Genomic DNA, 19,706 nt, shown 5'->3' with positions numbered 1-19,706 from the left:
GCCCGACGGGCGATCTCGGTGGGGGGCGCGTCCACGCCCGTCTCGGTGAACGCGGCGCGCGCCGCGTCGAGCAGCCGATGACGGTTGCGGCGCACGTCAGCCCGCGCCGACACCGGCGTGGCGTCCGGGGCGGCCCGCTGCGGCACGCTCATGGTCATCGCGGCACGCTCATGGTCATCGCCTCACCGCCGCAAAACGGAACATGTTTCCGCAGGATAGCCGATCAAACGGGAGCAGGTCGCCCGCACACCCCGGCCGGGGCAGCCCCCCGAGCCACGACGTGCCGCCTAGCGGCCGGCGGTGAGGACCTCGATGGCGGCCGCCGCGACGGCGGGAGCCAGCCGCGGGTGGTCGAGGGCGGGCAGCAGCGCGTCGGGGGGTGTCGCGGCGACGAGGGCGTGCACGGCGGCGACCCGGGCCGCGACGGTGATCGGCCGGCGGGTGGTGACGGCCGCGCGCAGCAGCCCGGGCAACGCGTGCAGCGGACGGGGCCCCGAGCTGGCCGCGGCCAGCGGAGGAGGGGTTTCCGGGCGGGCCCGCAGGACGAACACGCCTTCGGGCGGTGCCGCCAGTCCGATCAGATCGACGATCAGGTCGAGGTCGGCGGCGAGCCGGTGCAACGCCCGGATGCCATACTCGACCGGGTCGTAGAGCGTGAGATCACCGACGCCGACCGCGACCAGCAGGCCGGCCAGGTCCCCGCCCCGGGCCGGATCCACCACGGCCACCCGGGCGCGGCCCGGGGAGACGCCGCGCGCCCGCAGGTAGCCCAGCACCGCGGCGGTGGCGGCGACGGCGAGGCCGTCGTTGACCGTGTCGAGCAGCAGGTGGGTGTCGCAGGCGAGCGCGGCGCGGGCGGCGTCGACGCGGTGCAGGTGGGTGTGGACCAGAACGGTGGCGGCGAACCCCGGGGCGAGCAGGCCGATCGCGGTCGCCAGGTCGGCCGGGTCGCGGGCGGCGACCGGCAGCGGGACGACGTCCAGGCCGGTGGCCAGGTGCAGGTGCAGTGCCTGGGACTCGACCGCCGGCAGGGCGGCCTCGGGGGCGAGCGGCTCGAAGTCCAGCACGGCGCTGGCGTCGGTCAGCAGCGCCACCCGGCGGGACCGGCCGGTGACCCGGTCGACGTGGCGGGGATGGTCGGTCAGGTAGTCGATGACGCGCCGGTCGGCGTCCGCGTCGGACAACGCCAGGTCGTGGCTGGTCGGGGTCGCCGCGTAGGCCCGCTGGACGAGTTTGCCGGTGGACGCGGCGGCGAAGACCAGATCCTCGGCCAGCAGCAGGTCCGCACCCAGTCGCTGGCGCAGCGCACTGAGCAGCCAGCGCAGTGTGGGCCCGCCGTCGGCGTCCAGGGTGATGCGACGATCACCGGCGGGATCGGACTCGTCGGCGTGCACCGTGATCGTGCCGGGCGCATCGGCCACGACCGCCGCGACGGTCGCCGCCGCCGGTGCCGGGACGTGGATCCGAATGCTGTAGGCGGGCTTCGCCCCGGGCGGATTCGTGGTCATCGCCTCGGCGCCCCGACGCCCGGCCCGCACGCCACCATGCACGCCCGGGGCGTCCGGTTCGGGGGGTGCGCTCCCACGCTCACCGCGCACTCGTCTCGGCCTCGCGGAGCTCCTCGAGCAGCCCGGCCTGACCGGCGAGCATCCCGGTGAGGATCCGCCGCGCGGCCTGCATCAACGCGGCCACGTCGACCCCGGCCAGCGCGTAGACCACGGTCGAACCGTCGCGGGTGGCGGTCACGATCCCCGACCGGCGCAACACCGCGAGCTGCTGCGACAGGCTCGAGGGTTCGATCTCGATCGCGCCGAGCAGGTCCCGCACCGGCATGGGGCCGGCCTGCAACAGCTCCAGCACCCGGATCCGCACCGGATGACCCAACATCCGAAACAGCTCCGCCTTCGCCTGGTACAGCGGAACCTGCACTGCCGCCCGCCTCCTCCTGGACACCCCGGCCTCTGCACAGCCCATGCCCCCGGACACCCCCATGCCCTGTGCGGCCCCTGGGCGACGGCCGAGGCCATGAGGTTCCACGGCCGAAAACTATCATGTGGTCAATTGAAGAACTATGCAATTCATATTGGCGACGACCGAGAAAATCCGCGGCACAGCGGGGCCGACCGTTGCATAGCACAGCAAGAACTTCTACTTTCCGTCACTGAACGGTCCGTAGAACGGCACCACGAAAGGACGTAACCCTGTGGACGATGGCGTCCAGGTGTTGGACCCCGTGCGCTCCGCATCATCGCTGCCGCTGCTGCGGGCGGCCGGATCGTCACAGGATCCGGAGGTCGACGTGCTGATCGCCGGCTACGGGCCCGTCGGCGCGGTGCTGGCAGCGCTGCTCGGCGCACGCGGGCTGTCGGTGGCCGTCGTCGAACCGCGGCACGAGCCGACGGCGCTGCCCCGCGCGGTGGGCGTCGACGAGGAGATCCTGCGGCTGCTGGTCCGGCTGCCGGGGCTGGCCGACCTCCTCGACCACGTCCACGCCTGTGGGCGCCAGATGATCCTCGGTCCGGGCCGGCGGGTTCTCATGGAGCTGGGTCTCGGTGAGAGCGAGCTCGGCATGCCCGTGGCCGCGTTCTTCCACCAGCCCACCCTCGAGCGGGATCTGCGCGCCGGCATCGCCACCCTGCCCACGGTCCAGCTCCAGCTCGGCCGCGCCGTCACCGCCCTGCACCAGCCCACCGCGACCGGCCTGGACGGCGCGGCCCACCACGAGGACCCCGTGACCGTCGAACTCGACGACGGCACCCGGCTACGCGCCCGATGGGTCGTCGGCTGCGACGGTGCCTCAAGTCCCGTCCGACGCATGCTCGGCATCGGCTACCAGGGAACGACCTTCGCGCAGCGCTGGCTCGTCGTCGACGTCGCCACCCCGGCCCCGCTGGCGCACCTGCCCTATTTCGCGTTCAGCTGCGATCCGCGGCGCCCGTCGGTCACCATGCCCACACCCGGGGGGCACCGGTGGGAGTGGATGTTGCTGCCCGGAGAGGATCCGCAGCAGATGGCGACGCCCGCCAGCGTGCGCGCACTGCTGCGCCCCTGGGTCGACCCGGACCAGGTCCGGATCACCCGCACCGCCGTGTTCACCTTTCAGGCCCGCACGGCCGAGCGGTGGCGCCAGGGACGGGTACTGCTCGCGGGCGACGCGGCGCACAGCATGCCACCGTTCAGCGGCCAGGGCCTGGGCGCGGGCATCCGCGACGCCGCGGCCCTGGCCTGGCGACTCGACGAGATCCTGCGCGGCCTCGCCGACGACGGCCTTCTCGACGGCTACGAACGGGAACGGCGCCGCCACGTCGAAACGGTGATCGCCGGAGCCCTGCGGATCGGCCGTCTCGTGCAGACGACCAACCCGGCCCTGTCCCGGCTCACCCGCACGGTCCTGTTCACCCTCGACCGCACCCCGGGCCTACGCCAGGCGTTGCGTGGCGGCCTCACCCACCAGCGTCCCCGCCTGCCCGGACGGATCGCCGGTCCGCTGCCCGGCGCCGGCGTCGTGCTGCCCAACCCGCGCCTGCGCACCCTCGACGGCCGCCTCCTCCAGCTCGACGAGCTTCTGACCGACGCGTGGACACTGATCGGCCTGGGCGCCGACCCCGTCGCCGGCCTGGATCCCGCGGCACGTGCCTGGGTGGATCGACGCGCCGCCACCACCCTCGCCGTCGTAGCACCGGGTGATCTACGTACCCACGCCGGGATGACCTGTCCGGCACTCGAGGATCTGGACGGGACCCTGATCCGCCTGCTGACCGACTCCCACCCAGGTCACGCAGGCCACGCGAGCCGCCTGGGCCGCCTGGGCCGCCTGGGCCGTGGGAGGCCGGGCACAGCCGGCGACCCCGGGCCACCACGGGCCAGCGCGACGCGGGTCGCCGTCGTGCGACCCGACCGCTTCCTGCTGGGCGTCTTCTCGACGCCACCACGAGGAATCGATCTTCCGGGCGTCGCTGCCTCCCCGGCGGCGCAGACCACCCCCGTCCCGATCCTGACCAGGTCGATCAGACGAACCGACTGAAGCCCCGGCCAGGCCCGGAACGGGGTGGCGACCGGGCAGGCGCGTAACAGCCAGGAACCCGTGGGCGAGATCGTGTGGTGGCCGTGAACGTTCCGGGATCCACCCAGCCCGGGTCGTCTCTGGCGACGCCTGTTCCGGACCACCCGACCCCGTGTGGAAGGCCGCCGCGATGACCAGCATGGACACCCCCGACCGCCCCGCCCTGCTTCGGCGGGGTTTCGCGCTGGAGTACGCCACGCTCGGCTGGAACGTGGTCGCCGTCGCGGTCCTCGCCGTCGCGGCGATCGCCGCGCGGTCGGTCGCGCTCGCCGGGTTCGGCCTCGACTCGCTGATCGAGATCGGCGCGTCCACGGTCGTGCTCTGGGAGCTGTCCGGCACCGGCGAGCAGCGCCAGCGCCGCGCGCTGAGGATGATCGGCGTGGGTTTCGCGCTGCTCGCGCTCTACCTGCTGGTGGCGTCCACGTGGGTGCTGGCGGCCGGTTTCCACCCGCGCCACTCGCCGCTGGGCATCGCGTGGACGGCGGTGACCGCGGCGGTCATGGTCACCCTCGCCGCGGGCAAGGCCCGCACCGGTGCGGCGCTCGACAACCCGGTGCTCACCACCGAGGGGCGGGTCACCCTGATCGACGGCCTGCTCGCTGCCGCGGTGCTGCTCGGCCTGGTCCTCAACACCGCGGCCGGCCTGTGGTGGGCGGACCCGGCGGCCGGCTACGTGCTGGTGTACTACGCGGCGCGGGAGGCCAAGGAAGTCCTCGTCGCCGAGCACTGACGGGCCCGGCGCCCCGGGGCGAAAGCCGGCCCGGACCGGCCTGTCCCAGGGGGTGTGACCGTGCGGTCGATCAGCCTGCGAGGGGCAGGGTGAGTTCGGTGCGCAGATCGCGGGGGTCCATGTCCGGCGCGGGTTGCGTCAGGTAGACCTCCCATCTCGTCGTTCCCGCGACAAGCCCCTGCTCCTGGACCCAGGACCGCAGCCGTGCCCAGGACGCGGCGAGTCCGTCAAACCCACCGCGGTGGATCAGCCGCGCGACATGCCCACCGGGCAGCGAACCTGCGGTGGCGTCACCGACGCGCCGGATCGCGCGGCCCGCGGCGAATCCAACCTCGACGTCGACGGTGTCGGCGGCAGCCCCGTGGTGAAGGCAGAACGCGGGGCCGACGATGTCGACTCCCTGCGCGGAGATCGTCGCGGGCAGCGTGCGGAACGAGACGTCGAAGAACTGCGCCAGATCGATCGTCGAGACGACGCGGCGGATAGTTGCGGTGATCGCCGGCTGGACCGTCAGCAGGGCAGGTTCGGCGCCCGGCCGGCCCTGGGATGCGCTCCTGGTCACGTCGTCTGGGCGGGCGACCGACGGTAGGTCAGAAAAAGTGCACCGCTGGTGAGGACGGTGTGGTCGGTCAGCGTCCAGGTTCTCGGGTCGAACGCGGCGGTCCGGGAGAACAACGGGATGCCGGCGCCGAGGGTCAACGGTCCCAGCTTGACGACAAGCTCGTCGATCTCCTGGTAGAGGACGCCGGCGAGTTCACCCCCACCGACCAGCCAGACGTCCTTTCCTTCCTGTCGCTTCATCTCCCGCACCGTCGCCACCGGGTCGGCGGCGACCAGCTCCACACCCGGGTCCGGGCTCACCGTCAGGGTTCGCGAGAACACCAGGTGCCGCAGGTGCGGGAAGGCGTTCGTCAGGCCGGCCCGCAGCCCGACCTCATAGCTGCGCCGGCCTTCCAGGACGGTGTCGAAGCGGCTTCCTGGGGCGGTGATGCCCAGGGCCACCCGGGCTGGAGCGGGCAGGGTCTCCGGGTACTCGGCGGCGAGATGTTCGACATAGTCCGGCGGCACCGGCCAGAACCCGTCGGGACCAGTGGGGTCGGCGCCGTCCGGACCCGCGACGAACCCGTCGACGGTGGAGGCCACGACATAGACCAGCCTGCGCACGCACCACTCCTTCCTGCCAGCGGAACCGACGCCGGTCACAACCCGACGGCACGTCCACGGACGAACCTACCCACCCGCGAGCTGCCGGCCTGACGGCCGGGTCCTATCCCAGCAGGTGCCGGGCGAAGAACCGGTTCCCGCTGTCCGCCTCGAACGACGGGACGCCGGTGTGCCCGCCCATGTTGGCGTGCAGCGTCTTCTCGCGGGAGCCGAAGGCGTCGAACAGGTCCAGGGCCTGCTGCCGGTCGTTGTTCTCATCGTCCCACTGCAGCAGGACCTGCAGCGGAAGGGTGATCTGCCGGGCCTGCTCGACCAGGACGGCGGGCACGAAACTCCCGGCGAACAGCACCGCGGCCGCAAGGCGCGGCTCGACCACCGCCAGCCGGATACCGATGGCCATCACCCCGCCCGCATAGCCGACCGGGCCGTCGATCTCGGGCAGCGCAAGGAGGTCGTCGAGGGCGGCCCGCAGTTCCGGGACCGCCCGGTCGACCAGCGGAAGGACGAGCCGGTCGACGATCTCACCGACCGGTTCACCGGCCTCCAGCGCCCGGCGCAGGTCGGCGCGGGCCTGCTCGGCGGCGGCGTGACGGGGCCGCTGGCCGCTGCCGGGCAGCTCGAGGGCGGCCGCGGCGAAGCCCGCCGCCACACAGGAACGGCCCCGGGCCGCCAGCCGGGGGTACATCCTGTGCAGTCCGCCGGGGTGACCGAGCAGGATCAGCGGGGCCGGCGTGGCGGTGGACGCGGACGTCCACAGGACGCCGGGGATCTCACCGAGGGTGAAGGAGCGTTCGAGGACAGCGTCGTCAAGACGCTGACGGGACGTGAAGCGCATGGTCGTGCCTTCCGGAAGCGTTCGGAAACGGCGCTCCCGGACGACCTACCGCCCCACCGTGACCCCGCAGGGGAGCACCCATGTCGATACTGCGTTCACGGGTACCACCTCCTCGGTCTCCTGCCCGGCCTCCGGCACCATAGCAGCCGTCGCCGTGATCCACCACCAGGTGTGCGCGAGCGCTCCGCGATACGGCCCCCGAGGAACAGCGGACCGAGAAGTTCCGCTAAGCGACTTCTACGTGGAGCAGGACGGTTAGGACGTCAGACAGTGGCACCCGCTGCGGCGGTCCACAGGTAGCTGTGGACGGTTTCGCGGCTGATGCCGAACTCGCGGGCGAGGTCGGATTTCCGCGCGCCGGCGGTGGCGCGCTCGACCAGCTCTCTGGCCTGCGTGGGTGTGAGGGCGGGGTTGCGGCCGGTGTAGGCGCCGCGCTGTTTGGCGGCGGTGATGCCTTCGCGCTGGCGTTCGAGGATGAGGGCGCGTTCGAACTCGGCGAACGCGCCCATGACGGACAGCAGCAGGGTGGCCATCGGCGAGTCCTCGCCGGTGAAGGTCAGACTTTCCTTGACGAACTCGATCCGCGCTCCCTTGCCGGTCAGGGTCCGTGTGAGGCGGCGTAGGTCGTCGAGGTTGCGGGCGAGGCGGTCCATGGAGTGCACGAGCGCGGTGTCGCCGTCGCGGACGAAGCCGAGCAGCTCGTCGTGCTTCGGCCGGTCGCTGTCCTTCCCGGACGCCTTGTCGACGAAGAGCCGGTCGGCCTCGATCCCGTCGAGCTGTCTGACCGTGTGCTGGTCGGCGCTGCTGACCCTGACGTAGCCGACCCGCATCCGCCTGGCCCCTTCCACACCCCGAAATGTCAGGCTGGGCTCTAGGAACCGTGTAGACATGCGTCTAGAAACGCTGTCGGGGACCCTAACCTGACATGTTTCGGACTGGATGACTGTGTGGGGTTGGGGTATACCCCAACCCCACACAGTCCGGCGACAGTCACACGATCGGATCAGACTTCGCCCTGCCACACACGCAACGCGTCAGCCGCCGCCACGGTGTCCGGGTGCTCCTCGCCGAGCAGCCGCTCGGCATCGGCCACCACCCGCTCCAAAAGGGCGATCGCCTCGCCGGTCCGCCCCGCCTGCCAGTAGGAGAAGGCGAGGTCAGCGTGTGCGGATGCTCCCCGCGGACCGCAGCGAGGACCGCCGCAGCCGGCCGCAGACTGTCAGGGGATCCGCCACCACCCGTGCCGCCGGGACGAGGCTGGGGGTCAGCAGGCACAGGGTGGTCAGCGGTCGCAATGTCCACGATCGGCGTGGCCCTCCGTGTGCCTCTCCGTCTCTATCCGGAGGGGATGCCAGCGCACATCCGCGCCGGCCTGATCGCCCGTAGACCCCTTAGCTCCCCAAGACCTCGCCGACAGGAAGCCCGGTGTGACTGCGGCTGGCGCGCAGACACCCATCTGTAGCCCGCCCGAAGGTCTCCGCGTCAGCGGGGAATGGGGCTGGTGTTGTCGACGGTCGCCTCGTGGGGCGGAAAGATCACGCGCAGGATGTTGTGGCCTGGGGCGTAGAGGTCGACAGCGCCGTCGTCCTGTACCTGCAGCACGGTTCCGGGGTGGCCGTCTGTGCGTGAGGACCAGATCGGGATGTTTCCGGGTGCACGCAGGACGAAGTTGCCGTCTGCCTGCATGACGGCGATCGTTCCCGGGTGGCCATCGGTGCTCGTGGCGTTGATCGGAATATTGCCCGGCGCTCGTTCCACCAGGTTGCCGTCCCCCTGCATCTGTAGGACGTAGACGCCGTTTGGAGAGACGATTTGTCTACCACTGGGGAGGCGGTCGCCCGGGTCGAGCTGGCCGGGGAAGGTCGAAGCGTTCGCGGCCGTGGGCCCGTAGAAGGCGAGAGAGCCGGTGGCCAACACTGCCATGACGGATCCGACGATCGATTTGCGCACCTTCTACTCCTTTAAAAGAAGAGGTTGCGGTCCAGTTAGGCATAACCGCAGGCGGTCCCGCACGCGGTCACTGCCCCCGCGTTTCACCGGATTACCCAAATTGGCTAGCAGCCCCCAGTTTCCCAGGATCATCACCGTGACACGGGATATGTCATTTAGCCGACAGCTCATTCCATATTTTTGGCATGAGTCGGACTTTCCGCCAAAAATTCTATGAGTATTAATTGAATTAATAATATTGCGTGCAATGTGGCACTAGGTGTGGTTTGTAAAGTTAGAACCGGTGCATATCGGGTGGAGTCGCGGGTTCCGGCTCGCCGGGCAGGTCGGCGCCGGCCGCCATCAGCGCGTCAACGGCTTGGACCGGCGGCCCACGGCTACGCCCCGGTCAACGCCTGGCTCGACCAACAGCTCACCGACATCGTCCTTAACCGCGGCCGGGTCATGGTGACCCCCGAGCTCCTCGCCCGGATCACCGAGGTCCTCGCCGACGACTGACCCAGGGGCCCGGCCGCGCGCAGTCCGCGGCCACCGGCATCTGGCCGGGGTTTCCTCCCGGCCAGGGTTGCTGTGCCTACCCGGTTGGGGAAGCTGAGGAGGAGTACATGCCGGCTTTTCGGAGTTTCCGGCGTCCTGCGGCGAGATGTTCCTTGACGGTGTCGGGTCGTATTCCTATACGAAGGGCGATCTGTCGCCGCGACAGGCCGCAACGGTGGAGCTCGAATACCTCGATTTCGCGTGGGCTCAACGTGGCCCAGGCATGACGGCCGAGACGAAGCCGTGTCAGGTCCTGGCCGATCCGCTGCTGCGCGTCGGAAAGGTAGTTGTTGACCATGCCGGGGGAGATCGTCATGGTGTGTGCGATCTCGGCTCTGGTCAGACCTGCGGCGTAGAGCGTCACTGCTTCCAGTTGGCGGGGGCCGAGCGCATTTCCGGGAAAGGCGAGAGGTCCACGCCTGGCCCCGCCCGAAAGCCAGAAGCCACCGGAGGTGACCATCGTGACGGCGTGGCTGAGTTCGGTCGGGCCGTCCCCGGCGCACAGGTAGCCGCGGGCACCGCTGTGCAGCGCCGTGCGGGCGGCGAGCGGAAGTGTCTCGCTGTCGCGGACCACGACGGCGTGGCCTGCCTGTCGCCGACGAGCGATGGCATTGGACAGGGCGGTTCCATCCGGGGGAACAGCCGCCAGCACCACCACCTCAAGCGGTCGCGACGTCTGGCGTGCACCACATCCGGTGCGACGGATGATGTAGACGGCCTCCCACACCCCGCACGGGATGAACCGGCTGAACAACGCGATGTAGGTGTCGGAGATGTGCCGGAACGCGATCCCGCCGTATCCGCCGTAGCGGACCGAGGTCTCGGCGAGCAGGTTGTTCTCCCAGGTGTCGATCTGCGACCCGTCGGTGCCGGCGGTGGAGCCGTCGCCGTAGGCGCGGGACAGGTCGAGCTGGACGTAGGCGTTGGTCACGTCCGCCGACGCCTGGTCGAGTTTGCCGGCGGTGACGTGCTTGTTCGCCGCGGTCGACAGCTCGTGCGCGGAGACCTGCCCGCGCATGTGCCGGGCGACCTGCGCCGGGCCCAGGTTCGCCCCGTAGGTGAACGTCATCAGCGCATACCGGGCCAGCGGGTCGGCGAGTTTCGGGTCCGACCCGGACGCCGGGCCGAAGTGACGGTGCCAGCCGAGCAGGTGCGCGGTGCGGGTCAGAATGTCCAGCAGCGCCCGCTGCGGCAGCCGGGCGTGGATCTCCTCCTCCAACACGCGGGCCGAGGGCCGGCGGCCGCGGCGGGCCTTGAGCATCGGCATGCCGCTGGTCTCGTCGATGACCAGGTCGGCGTTCGCCGGATAGCCCGCGTCCACGAGCGCCGCGTTGATCAGATCGGCCGGGTTGTCCTTGCCCTGCGCCGCGTCCCGCAAGGCGGCCTCGGCGACCGCTCGGACCTTCGCCGGCTCGTACACCACACCCAGCCGCTCCCGGACCAGGCCGCGATGCCACTTCGCGGTGCGCGGCGCGTCATGCTCCGCGGCCACCGACCCCTCGAGCTCCAACTGGCCGCGCACATAGCCGACCACGTCCGCCGGAACCGCAGCCAAGCTCGGGAAGTAGCCCAACCGCTGGTAGCACTTCAACAGCACCAGCAGCGCAAGGCGATGCTGAGCGGTCGTGGTCCGCTCAACCGCCCACTCGATCTCCGCCGGGCTCGCCGTGAACGCCTCGCACAACTCCCGCGACGAGATCGTCCGCTTGAACCGCGGATACGCCGTCCGCTCGATCGACGCCACCGGCCACCCCGCACCACACCCCGACAGTGATCAGCAGGCTACCGAGCGACCCAACGCCGTACGCCCTCGGGCGGGGCGAGGTCCAAATGCCAGTCGCCGAAACGGCGTATGGCGCGCGTGATCAAACGCGAGGGCCTGTTTCACGCGACCGGCGGTGCAGTCCCAGCACGCGTGCTCCTGCACGCCGCCGTTGACCCGCAGATCAGGCGGATCTTTTACGGACAGCCGGTGGCGGACCCCGACGAGGTGGCCGGCGCTCTGTACCGCCAGCGACGGCGAGCCTTTCCGATCTTGCGAATACAGGTCAGTAGAACACGCGACTCTGCCAGCATCGCAGGCCGATACCCGTACCACCGGGCAACGCGCTCACGAGGCCCCCACAACCTGACGCGCGATAACCCTCCCTTATCGCGCGTCAGCCGTCGGTCGACACGCCGGCCGTTCCGTTTCGTTTACGTATCCTTCCGTGACGATACGATGTTACGTATCACCCTACGATCCGATACATAATGACGATTGGTAGGGTGGGGGGACGTCGGACGAAGGAAAGGGACGTGGGATGAGTCGGGTACCCAGGACGCCGCGGCAGCGTGAGGAACCGTCAGAGCCGGAGGAGCCGTCGGAGCCGGGCCGGCCGTTCCGTCCGCCGACGCCTCGTCCCGCCGTCGAACCCCCGCCCGGCACACCCCCCGTGACAACACCGCCCCACGACCATGCCGACGGCCCCGCCAGCGGCACGTCCCTCGACGCGGGGCCAGGTGACCGGCTGGGTGCCACGGCGGATGAGGCCGACGGCGTCGTGACTCCCGAGCCGACCTCCCCCGTGACACCGGTCGTCGGGTCCACGCAGGCGACCGGGACCGCAGCCGACCCCACAGCGGCCGACCCCACAGCGGCAGCGTCGGCTGCGGCGGTGCGGTGTGGATTCCCCGGCTGTACCCGTCCCCCCGCCCCGGCGGACGGACCGGGGCGGCCCCCGGCCTACTGTGACGATCCGGCGCACACCCGGCTGTCGGCCTACCGCCGCCGCCGCGACCTCGCCGCCCGTCCCGCCGCCGGGGGGACGCACCCGGCCCGGCATGCCGGCGGTGAACACGGTGAACCCGCCACCGCCGCCGCGCGCACCCTGGCGGCGGGCCGGGCCCGCGCGGAGGACCTCGCCGCCCGGATGCAGACCCTCGCCACCGACCTCGCCGCCGCCCTGGACGCCTTCGCCCGCCAGATGTCCGCCCTCGGGGACGTCGCCGCCGCCGAGGCGCAGGTCGAGGCCGCCGAGGCGGAGGCGGCCGAACGTGTCGCCGAGGCCGTCGCCCGCGCGGTACGCGCCGAACAGACCGCCCGCGCGGCAAAGACCGCCCGCGCCGACGCCGACGAGGCCCGACGCCGGCTGCGCGCGTCCAGTGACCGGATCCGTCGGGCGGAGGAAACGGCCGACGCGTCGGTGCGCGCCGCCCAGTCCGCCCGGGACGAGGCCGTCGCCGCGACCCGGGAGGCCGAGACCGAGGTGCGCCGACTGCGTGCCCGGATCGGCGAGCTGGAGACGGCGCTGACGGGGGCCCGTCGCGACACCCGCGAATCCCGCAGCGTGGACGATGCCCGGCTGCGCGTCCTGCTGGACACGTTGATCGCCGCGGCGAACGGGGTGCGCCGGGAGCTCGACCTGCCCCCGTCGGCCAGCCGCCCGGCGGATCTGCTCGCGCGGGAACACGGTGGGCCAAGCCATGGTCCGCACGCGTTCGTCGGCGCCCGGGGCCGGCCCGACGACGATCCGACCCTGCTGGACGAGGTGCTGGCCGTCCCCGGCGTCCATCTGATCATCGACGGCTACAACGTGACCAAACGCGGGTACGGCCAGCTTCCCCTGCACTCGCAGCGGGAACGGCTGCTGTCCGGACTGGTGGCCCTGGTCGGACGCCATCCCGACAGCGAGGTCACCGTCGTGTTCGACGCGACGGCCGTGGTGGCGCGCCCGGTCGGGGTGGCGATGCCCCGCGGGGTGCGGGTGCTGTTCAGCCGGCCGGGGCGGCTGGCCGACGAGGAGATCGTCCGGCTGGTCAAGCTGGAACCGCAGGGCCGGCCGGTCGTCGTCGTGACCTCCGACCGCGAGGTGGCCGACAACTGCGAGGCCGCCGGCGCTCGCGCGGTCCCGTCCGCCGCGCTGCTCGCCCGCCTCGACCGCTGAGCCAGCGCCGGACCCGGCCGGGCGCCACCACCTGGGCACCCCGACGCTGAGCGCCCTGAGTGGCGCTGACAGTCGGCCGGCGAAAACTGTCGGACCCGAGTCCTACCGTCGGTGACGTCGGAATGTCGGCGCGCAGGCCTGCCGGAGTCCAGGGCCTGCCGGAGACCAAGGCCTGCCGGGAGAACGAGACCCGTCGTCGGCGGGCCGTGCCCGTCCGGAGCTCGGGAAGGTGAAAGCGATGTTGATCGACTGCGATTCCTGCGTCGCCCGCGGCGTGCAGTGCGCCAGCTGCGTCCTCACCGTCATGTTCGCCGACGCCGGTGAGGCACCGCCTCCCGCCGTCCGCCCGGCCCGTGACCCGAGGCGCGCTCCGGCGCCAGCAGGTGGGCGCTCGGGTACCGATGCGCCGTCCGGGGCCGGCGGTGGGGGATGGGATGCGGAGGAACAGCGTGCGTTGCGGCTGTTGGGGGCCGCGGGGCTGCTACCCCCGTTGGAGGAGCTCGCCGATTCGGTGCTGGAACGCACCATCCACCGCGCGGCGCCCCCGCGCCGCGCGGGCTGAGGCGGATGCGGGAACATGGCCGGATGCGGGTGCTGGTCGTGACCAACGACTTCCCGCCGCGGCCCGGCGGCATCCAGGCGTACGTGCACTCCTTCGCCTCCCGGCTCCCGGCGGGCGAGGTCGTCGTGTACGCGTCCGCCTGGAAGGGCGCGGCCGAGTTCGACGCGGCGCAGCCGTTCCCGGTGGTGCGTCATCGGACGTCGCTGCTGCTGCCCACCCCGGCGGTCGCCCGCCGGGTGCGTGATCTGGCCCGGGCCGAGGGGTGCGACACGGTGTGGTTCGGGGCGGCCGCGCCGCTGGGCCTGCTGGGCGCCGCCGTGCGCCGCGGCACGGACGTCACCCGGGTGGTGGCCAGTACCCACGGTCACGAGGTCGGATGGGCGGCGCTGCCAGCGGCCCGCCAGGCGCTGCGCCGCATCGGTGCGACGGCCGATGTCCTCACCTACCTCACCGACTACACCCGGGCTCGGATCGCCCCGGCGGCCGGCGGTCGGCCGGTGTTCGCCCGGCTGCCCAGCGGGGTCGACGCCTCGGTGTTCCGCCCCGACGCGGGGCGTGAGCAGATACGCCGCCGGTACGGGCTCACCGAACGCCGGGTGGTGGTCTGCGTGAGCCGGCTGGTGCCGCGCAAGGGGCAGGACATGCTGATCAAAGCCCTGCCGGAGCTGCGCCGCCGAGTGCCACAGACCGCGCTGCTGCTGGTCGGCGGCGGTCCGCACCGGGCGGAGCTGGAACGTCTCGCCCGCGAGCTCGGGGTCGCCGACGACGTCACGTTCACCGGGTCCGTTCCGTGGGAGGAGCTGCCCGCGCACCACGCGGCCGGCGACGTGTTCGCGATGCCGTGCCGCACCCGGCTGCGCGGCCTCGAGGTAGAGGGGCTCGGCATCGTCTACCTGGAGGCATCGGCGACCGGGCGGCCCGTGGTCGCCGGCCGCAGCGGCGGCGCTCCCGACGCGGTGCTCGACGGGCACACCGGCACCGTCGTCGACGGAACGGATCTGGCCGCGGTCACCATCGCCGTCGGTGACCTGCTCGCCGACCCGGAGCGTGCCGCCGCGATGGGTGCTGCCGGGCGGGCCTGGGTGGAGCAGCACTGGCGCTGGGATGTCCTCGCCGCCCGCCTGCGCCACCTGCTCGCCACCGGGACGATCCCGGACGACGAGCCAACCTAGCCGCGTCCGCCGGCGGGGTAGAGGCTTTCGACGGCGTCCGCGTAGCGTTCGAGGACCAGCGAGCGGCGGACCTTCAGGCTGGGGGTGAGCTCGCCGCCCTCCACGGTGAAGTCGTCGGGCAGGATCACGAACCGGCGCACGCTCTCCGCCCGCGAGACCGTCCTGTTCGCCGCGTCGACCGAGCCCTGCACCTCGGCGCGCAGGTCCGGATCGTCCACGAGACTCGCGAGGTCGGCCGTGGCGGGTCGGCCGGTCTGGTCGCGCCAGCGGGTGAAGGCGTCCGGCTCCAGGGTGACCAGCGCCGCGATGTAGGGCCGGCCGTCGCCGACGAGCATCGCCTGGCTGACCAGCGGGTTGCTGGCGATGACGTGCTCCAGCGGGGCCGGGGCGACGTTCTTGCCGCCGGCGGTGACCAGCAGTTCCTTCTTGCGGCCCACGATGCGCAGGTAACCGTCGTCGTCGAGCTGGCCGAGGTCACCGGTGTGCAGGAAGCCCTCGCTGTCCAGCGCCTCCTTCGTCGCGGTCTCGTTGTTGCGGTAGCCGCGGAACAGCAGCGGGCCGCGGATCAGCACCTCGCCGTCGTCGGCGATGCGCACGGTGACGCCCGGCAGCGGCTGGCCGACGGTGCCCATCCGGATCGCGCCGGGCCGGTTCGCCGTCGCCGGCGCCGACGTCTCGGTCAGGCCATAGCCCTCGAGCACGATGAAGCCGATGCCGCGGTAGAAGTGGCCAAGGCGCGGCGACAGCGGCGCCCCACCGCTGACCGCGATCTGCGCCCGTCCGCCGAGCGCCGCCCGTAGCTTGCGGTACACCAGCGTGTCGAACACCCGGTGGCGCAGCTTCAGCGGCAGACCCGGGCCACCGTGGTCGAGAGCCTCGCTGTAGGCGACGGCGGTGCGTTCGGCGGCGTCGAAGATCCGCCCGCGGCCCTCGCCGTGGGCCTTGGTGCGGGCGCCGGCGAACACCTTCTCGAACACGCGGGGAACCGCGAGCAGGAACGTTGGCCGGGTGAGGGCGAGGTCGGCGACCAGGGTGCGGCTGTCGGGGGAGTAGGAGAGCTCGAACGCGCCCTGCACGACGCCGACCTGCAGCATCCGGGCGAACACGTGCGCCAGCGGCAGGAACAGCAGGGTGGAGGACTCGACGGCGAACATCGAGGGCAGCATCGCGACGACGTCCGCGGCGATGAACAGCAGCGCGCGGTGGGTGATCTCGCAGCCCTTGGGGCGGGCCGTCGTCCCGGAGGTGTAGATGATCGTGGCGAGGCTGTCGGCGTTCTGGGTGGCCCGGGCCGCGGCGAGCCGTTCCTCGTCGACGGACGCCCCCGCCTCGGCCAGGACGGCCAATGCCCCCGCGCCGCCATCGGTCCGGGCCGCACCGTCCGCCCGCACCGCGGTGTCCGATCCTGGCGCGGCGTCGATGACGAGCACGTCGCGCAGCGCCGGCACCCGCTCGCGGACCTCGGCGACCCGGGCCGCGAGCTCGGCGTCCTCGACGACCAGCAGGTCGACGCCCGCGTCGGCGAGGATCCACTCGATCTGGTCCGGGCTGGACGTCTCGTAGATCGGCACGGTGACGGCGCCGGCCGCCCAGATCGCGTAGTCGAGCACCGTCCACTCGTAGCGGGTGCGGCTCAGGATGCCGACCCGGGCGCCGGGGGCGACATCGCGGGCGACGAGCCCACGGGCGGTCGCCGTCACCGCGTCCGCAAACTGCGCCTGGGTGATCGGGACGAACCGGTCACCCTCCTTGCGACGGAGCAGGACATGCTGCGGATCACGCCGCGCGTTACGGAACACCGCTTCCGTCAACGTCGCGTCGTCCGCGATGGTGACAGCAGGGGCAGAGGTGTACTCGCGCACAGATACTCCTACTGGTTCGCGGGCCTGCGGTCGGACGTTTTCCGGTGCCCGCCCGATGTGGATACTCGTGGGCCGCCTCGATCGTCCCGGGGCATCAGACGTTAGCCGTCGACGGCGAGGCAGGCGACCGTCGTGGCCCTAAGCTTCGGATATGCGGGTGCATGTGGTCAGCGACGTACACGGGCGGGCCGATGCGCTGCCCGCCGCGGCGCAGGGTGCCGACGTCTTCATCTGCCTGGGCGACCTGGTGCTGTTCGTCGACTACGCCGACCACGGCCGGGGCATCATGGGCGACCTGTTCGGCGCCGAGGCCGTCACCCGGATGGTGCGCCTGCGCACCGAAAACCGGTTCGACGAGGCGCGGGAGTGGTCGCGGTCGTTGTGGGCGGGGCTGGCCGAGGACCGCACGCGCGTCGTCGAGGACGCGGTCCGCCGTCAGTACTCCGAGGTGTTCGCCGCCTTCCCGACCCCCACGTACCTGACATTCGGCAATGTAGACCTTCCCCACCTCTATCCCGACTTCCTGCGGTCGGGCGTCACCCTGTTGGACGGGCAGACCGTGGAGCTCGGTGGCTGGCGCTTCGGTTTCGTCGGCGGGGGACTGCGCACCCCGATGCGTACCTCCCATGAGATCGACGACGCGACCTTCGCGGCGAAGGTGGCTGCGGTCGGCGCGGTGGACGTGCTGTGCTGTCACATTCCGCCGCATCTGCCGGAGCTCGTCTACGACGTGGTCGCCGGCCGGTTCGAGCGCGGCAGCACCGCGATCCTGGCGGCCATTCACAACACCCGGCCTCGCTACGTGTTGTTCGGGCACGTGCACCAACCGCTGCGGGCCAGTATTGAGATCGGCGGCACGCGGTGTGTGAACGTCGGGCATTTCAACGCCACCGGCCGGCCGTTCGTCCTGGAGTGGTAGCCGGCCGCTCCGTGGTGGACGGTCCGGCTTCCGGTAGCCTCAGGCGATCGGTCGGGGAATCATCCGGCACCGCGAGGATGCCCGAAAACCGGCGAGCCGGCGGTGCCGTGCTCGCTCCTGCAGACGTGTCGGACGAGACATGTTCAGACGAATGTGGAGGTGCTCCTCGCCATGGCGGACCACGCCCGATCGACGATCGTCATCAACGCCCGGCCGGCCGCAGTGATGGGCGCGATCGCCGACATCCCCGCCTATCCGGTCTGGGTCGGGCAGATCGAGGAGGCGGAGGTGCTCGAGAGCGGCCCTGACGGCCGGCCACGCCGCGCCCGTTTCCGGATCAACGCTCTTGTCATCAAGGACGAGTTCGTCAACGAGTACACCTGGACGGCCGACTCACAGGTCACCTGGTCGATGGTGCAGGGCGAGGCGATGTCGTTGCAGGACGGCAGCTACACGTTGCGTGACCTGGGCGACGGGAGCACCGAGGTCACCTACGATCTCACCGCCGAGACCAAGGTCAAGATTCCGGGCATGCTGCGGCGCAAGGTGCAGAACGGCATCGTCGACGCTGCCCTGAAAGACCTCAAGAAGCACGTCGAGAGCTGAGCGCTCGTGCGGTGTGTGCTCGTCACCGGCAAGGGCGGGGCCGGTACGACGACTGTGGCGGCCGCGACGGCGGTGCTCGCCGCCCAGCGCGGGCACCGCACCCTGCTGCTGTCCGTCGACCCGGCGGCCGGGCTGTCCGGCGTGCTCGACCATCCGGTCGGTGCGCAGGAAACCGAGCTCGAACCCAACCTGACCGGGCGGCAGGTCGACCTGCGCCGGGCCGTCGAGGCCCGCTGGCCGGCGGTGCGCGCGGTGCTCGCGCACACCTGGCCGAGCTTCGCCGTCGATCCGGTGGAACTGGAGGAACTCGCCTTCCTGCCCGGCGCCGTCGAAACGCTTACCCTGCTCGAACTGCGCGATGGTCTCACCGCCGGTAACCACGATGTCGTCGTGGTCGACGGTGGCCCGCTCGCCGGCATGCTGCGGCTGCTCGCCTTCCCGGAGACCCTGTCGTGGTATTGCCGGCGGCTGCTGCCGCCCGACGGGGCCTTCGCTCGTTGGCTGCGGCCCGGGTTCGGCCGCTCCACGTTCGGTGGCCGGTGGGGAAACCTGGCGGCCCCCGCCTACGACACCGTCTCCCGCGTCCACCGGGCCGCGATCGACCTGCGCGCCATCCTGACCGACCAGGCCACCACCAGTGTGCGTCTCGTGCTCACCCCGCAGGGTGGCGCGCTGCAGGCCGCTCGGGGCAGCCTCACCGCCCTGGCCCTGCACGGGTTCACCCTGGACGGGGTGATCGTCAACCGGATCCTGTCCCCGGTCGGGGCGGATGCCTGGCGGGCTGGCTGGGCCGCCGCCCACCGGGAGGAGCTCGCCGAGCTGACCAGCGCGTTCGCGCCGACCCCCGTCCTGCCGGTGAACTATCGCGCCGGCGAGCCGGTGGGCCTGGAGGAGCTCGCGGCGTTCGGTGCCGCCGCCTACGGCGAGCTGGATCCGGCCAGCGTGCTCGGCGTGGGCCTGGCCGGCGACAGTGACCAGCCGCGGGTCGAGCGCACCGAGGACGGATTCGCGCTGACGTTCGGGCTGCCGTTCGTCGACGGCTCCCAGGTGGACCTGGCCCGCCTCGGTGACGACCTGGTGGTGACCGTCGGCGCGTTCCGGCGGGCCGTTCCGTTGCCCGCGGCGCTGCGTCGCTGCGATGTCAGTACCGCCCGGCTGCGCGGTGACCGGTTGGTGGTCTCGTTCGTTCCCGACCCGGATCGCTGGGTGCGGGCATGACCGCGGCAGCCGAGCCGGCCGGGCCCGCGAGCTCGGCCGGGGCAGCCGGGGCCGGGCATCCACCCGCGCCGGGGCCGTTGGCCGTCGAGGCGGCCCTGCTCGCCGACGCGCTGCGCTCCCTGGCGGCAGATTCCGCCGCCGGCAGCGGACCGGCCCCCACTC

Annotated in this window: 18 protein-coding genes and 1 pseudogene; 9 read left to right on the top strand and 10 right to left on the bottom strand. The window is 71.8% G+C overall.

Annotation, left to right across the window (positions count from 1 at the left end; translation table 11 throughout):
* Positions 1-287 precede the first annotated feature (287 nt).
* Together ND747_RS14345 and ND747_RS14340 are read right to left on the bottom strand one after the other, a co-directional pair.
* Positions 288-1,508, bottom strand: a complete 1,221-nt coding sequence (locus ND747_RS14345) for a malic enzyme-like protein (RefSeq protein ID WP_251734120.1) — start codon at positions 1,506-1,508, stop codon at positions 288-290.
* Between the two features lie 79 nt (positions 1,509-1,587).
* The gene (locus tag ND747_RS14340) at positions 1,588-1,929 is read right to left on the bottom strand and encodes a metalloregulator ArsR/SmtB family transcription factor (protein ID WP_251734119.1); all 342 of its coding nucleotides are present in this window, start codon (positions 1,927-1,929) and stop codon (positions 1,588-1,590) included.
* Positions 1,930-2,203: 274 nt separating this feature from the next.
* On the opposite strand from ND747_RS14340, the gene ND747_RS14335 reads away from it, so the two are divergent.
* A complete protein-coding gene (locus tag ND747_RS14335; RefSeq protein ID WP_251734118.1) occupies positions 2,204-4,024 on the top strand; it encodes a bifunctional 3-(3-hydroxy-phenyl)propionate/3-hydroxycinnamic acid hydroxylase in 1,821 nt (606 codons plus the stop codon).
* Positions 4,025-4,193: 169 nt separating this feature from the next.
* Positions 4,194-4,793, top strand: coding sequence for a cation transporter (locus tag ND747_RS14330; protein WP_251734117.1), 600 nt, complete (start codon positions 4,194-4,196; stop codon positions 4,791-4,793).
* A gap of 70 nt (positions 4,794-4,863) precedes the next feature.
* Here ND747_RS14330 and ND747_RS14325 read toward each other — a convergent pair whose 3' ends face one another.
* The 6 genes and pseudogenes from ND747_RS14325 to ND747_RS14300 all read right to left on the bottom strand — a co-directional run bounded on the left by ND747_RS14325 (position 4,864) and on the right by ND747_RS14300 (position 8,742).
* Positions 4,864-5,355, bottom strand: a complete 492-nt coding sequence (locus tag ND747_RS14325) for a GyrI-like domain-containing protein (RefSeq protein WP_251734116.1) — start codon at positions 5,353-5,355, stop codon at positions 4,864-4,866.
* A complete protein-coding gene (locus ND747_RS14320) occupies positions 5,352-5,957 on the bottom strand; it encodes a dihydrofolate reductase family protein (protein WP_251734115.1) in 606 nt (201 codons plus the stop codon). Before ND747_RS14320 ends, ND747_RS14325 begins: the two co-directional genes overlap by 4 nt.
* 103 nt (positions 5,958-6,060) lie before the next feature.
* A complete protein-coding gene (locus ND747_RS14315; protein ID WP_251734114.1) occupies positions 6,061-6,792 on the bottom strand; it encodes an alpha/beta hydrolase in 732 nt (243 codons plus the stop codon).
* A gap of 263 nt (positions 6,793-7,055) precedes the next feature.
* On the bottom strand, positions 7,056-7,622 hold the full coding sequence (locus ND747_RS14310; RefSeq protein ID WP_251734113.1) for a recombinase family protein: 567 nt from the start codon (positions 7,620-7,622) through the stop codon (positions 7,056-7,058).
* Positions 7,623-7,795: 173 nt separating this feature from the next.
* Positions 7,796-7,948, bottom strand: a pseudogene (locus ND747_RS14305) (tetratricopeptide repeat protein); the annotation flags it as partial.
* 326 nt (positions 7,949-8,274) lie between these two features.
* Positions 8,275-8,742: a hypothetical protein gene (locus ND747_RS14300; RefSeq protein ID WP_251734112.1), complete on the bottom strand. Its 468-nt coding sequence runs from the start codon at positions 8,740-8,742 to the stop codon at positions 8,275-8,277.
* Positions 8,743-9,036: 294 nt separating this feature from the next.
* On the opposite strand from ND747_RS14300, the gene ND747_RS14295 reads away from it, so the two are divergent.
* Positions 9,037-9,240, top strand: a complete 204-nt coding sequence (locus ND747_RS14295; protein WP_251734111.1) for a hypothetical protein — start codon at positions 9,037-9,039, stop codon at positions 9,238-9,240.
* Positions 9,241-9,316: 76 nt separating this feature from the next.
* On the opposite strand, the gene ND747_RS14290 is transcribed toward ND747_RS14295, so the two are convergent.
* Positions 9,317-11,023 carry a Tn3 family transposase gene (locus ND747_RS14290; protein WP_251734110.1) on the bottom strand — a complete coding sequence of 569 codons (1,707 nt, stop codon included), beginning with the start codon at positions 11,021-11,023 and terminating at the stop codon, positions 9,317-9,319.
* A 691-nt stretch (positions 11,024-11,714) separates the two neighbouring features.
* On the opposite strand from ND747_RS14290, the gene ND747_RS14285 reads away from it, so the two are divergent.
* The 3 genes from ND747_RS14285 (at position 11,715) to ND747_RS14275 (ending at position 14,939) form a co-directional block, all read left to right on the top strand.
* Positions 11,715-13,205, top strand: coding sequence for an NYN domain-containing protein (locus ND747_RS14285; RefSeq protein WP_251734109.1), 1,491 nt, complete (start codon positions 11,715-11,717; stop codon positions 13,203-13,205).
* Positions 13,206-13,443: 238 nt separating this feature from the next.
* Positions 13,444-13,767, top strand: a complete 324-nt coding sequence (locus ND747_RS14280; RefSeq protein WP_251734108.1) for a hypothetical protein — start codon at positions 13,444-13,446, stop codon at positions 13,765-13,767.
* A 23-nt stretch (positions 13,768-13,790) separates the two neighbouring features.
* The gene (locus ND747_RS14275) at positions 13,791-14,939 is read left to right on the top strand and encodes a glycosyltransferase family 4 protein (protein ID WP_251734121.1); all 1,149 of its coding nucleotides are present in this window, start codon (positions 13,791-13,793) and stop codon (positions 14,937-14,939) included.
* On the opposite strand, the gene ND747_RS14270 is transcribed toward ND747_RS14275, so the two are convergent.
* Positions 14,936-16,801: a long-chain fatty acid--CoA ligase gene (locus ND747_RS14270; protein WP_251734107.1), complete on the bottom strand. Its 1,866-nt coding sequence runs from the start codon at positions 16,799-16,801 to the stop codon at positions 14,936-14,938. The two genes, ND747_RS14275 and ND747_RS14270, sit on opposite strands and share 4 nt — an antisense overlap.
* A gap of 151 nt (positions 16,802-16,952) precedes the next feature.
* Here ND747_RS14270 and ND747_RS14265 point away from each other — a divergent pair, with 151 nt between their 5' ends.
* The 3 genes from ND747_RS14265 to ND747_RS14255 all read left to right on the top strand — a co-directional run bounded on the left by ND747_RS14265 (position 16,953) and on the right by ND747_RS14255 (position 19,544).
* Positions 16,953-17,720 (top strand): metallophosphoesterase, encoded by a 768-nt coding sequence (locus ND747_RS14265; protein ID WP_251734106.1) that lies wholly within the window; start codon positions 16,953-16,955, stop codon positions 17,718-17,720.
* A gap of 171 nt (positions 17,721-17,891) precedes the next feature.
* Positions 17,892-18,326 (top strand): SRPBCC family protein, encoded by a 435-nt coding sequence (locus ND747_RS14260; RefSeq protein WP_251734105.1) that lies wholly within the window; start codon positions 17,892-17,894, stop codon positions 18,324-18,326.
* Positions 18,327-18,332: 6 nt separating this feature from the next.
* Positions 18,333-19,544, top strand: a complete 1,212-nt coding sequence (locus ND747_RS14255) for an ArsA family ATPase (protein ID WP_251734104.1) — start codon at positions 18,333-18,335, stop codon at positions 19,542-19,544.
* Positions 19,545-19,706 lie beyond the last annotated feature (162 nt).

The organism is Frankia sp. R82 (genome assembly GCF_023716925.1).
Lineage (GTDB): Bacteria > Actinomycetota > Actinomycetes > Frankiales > Frankiaceae > Frankia.
Note: the sequence above shows the minus strand (reverse complement) of the source record. Positions and strands in the feature narration are given on the sequence as shown.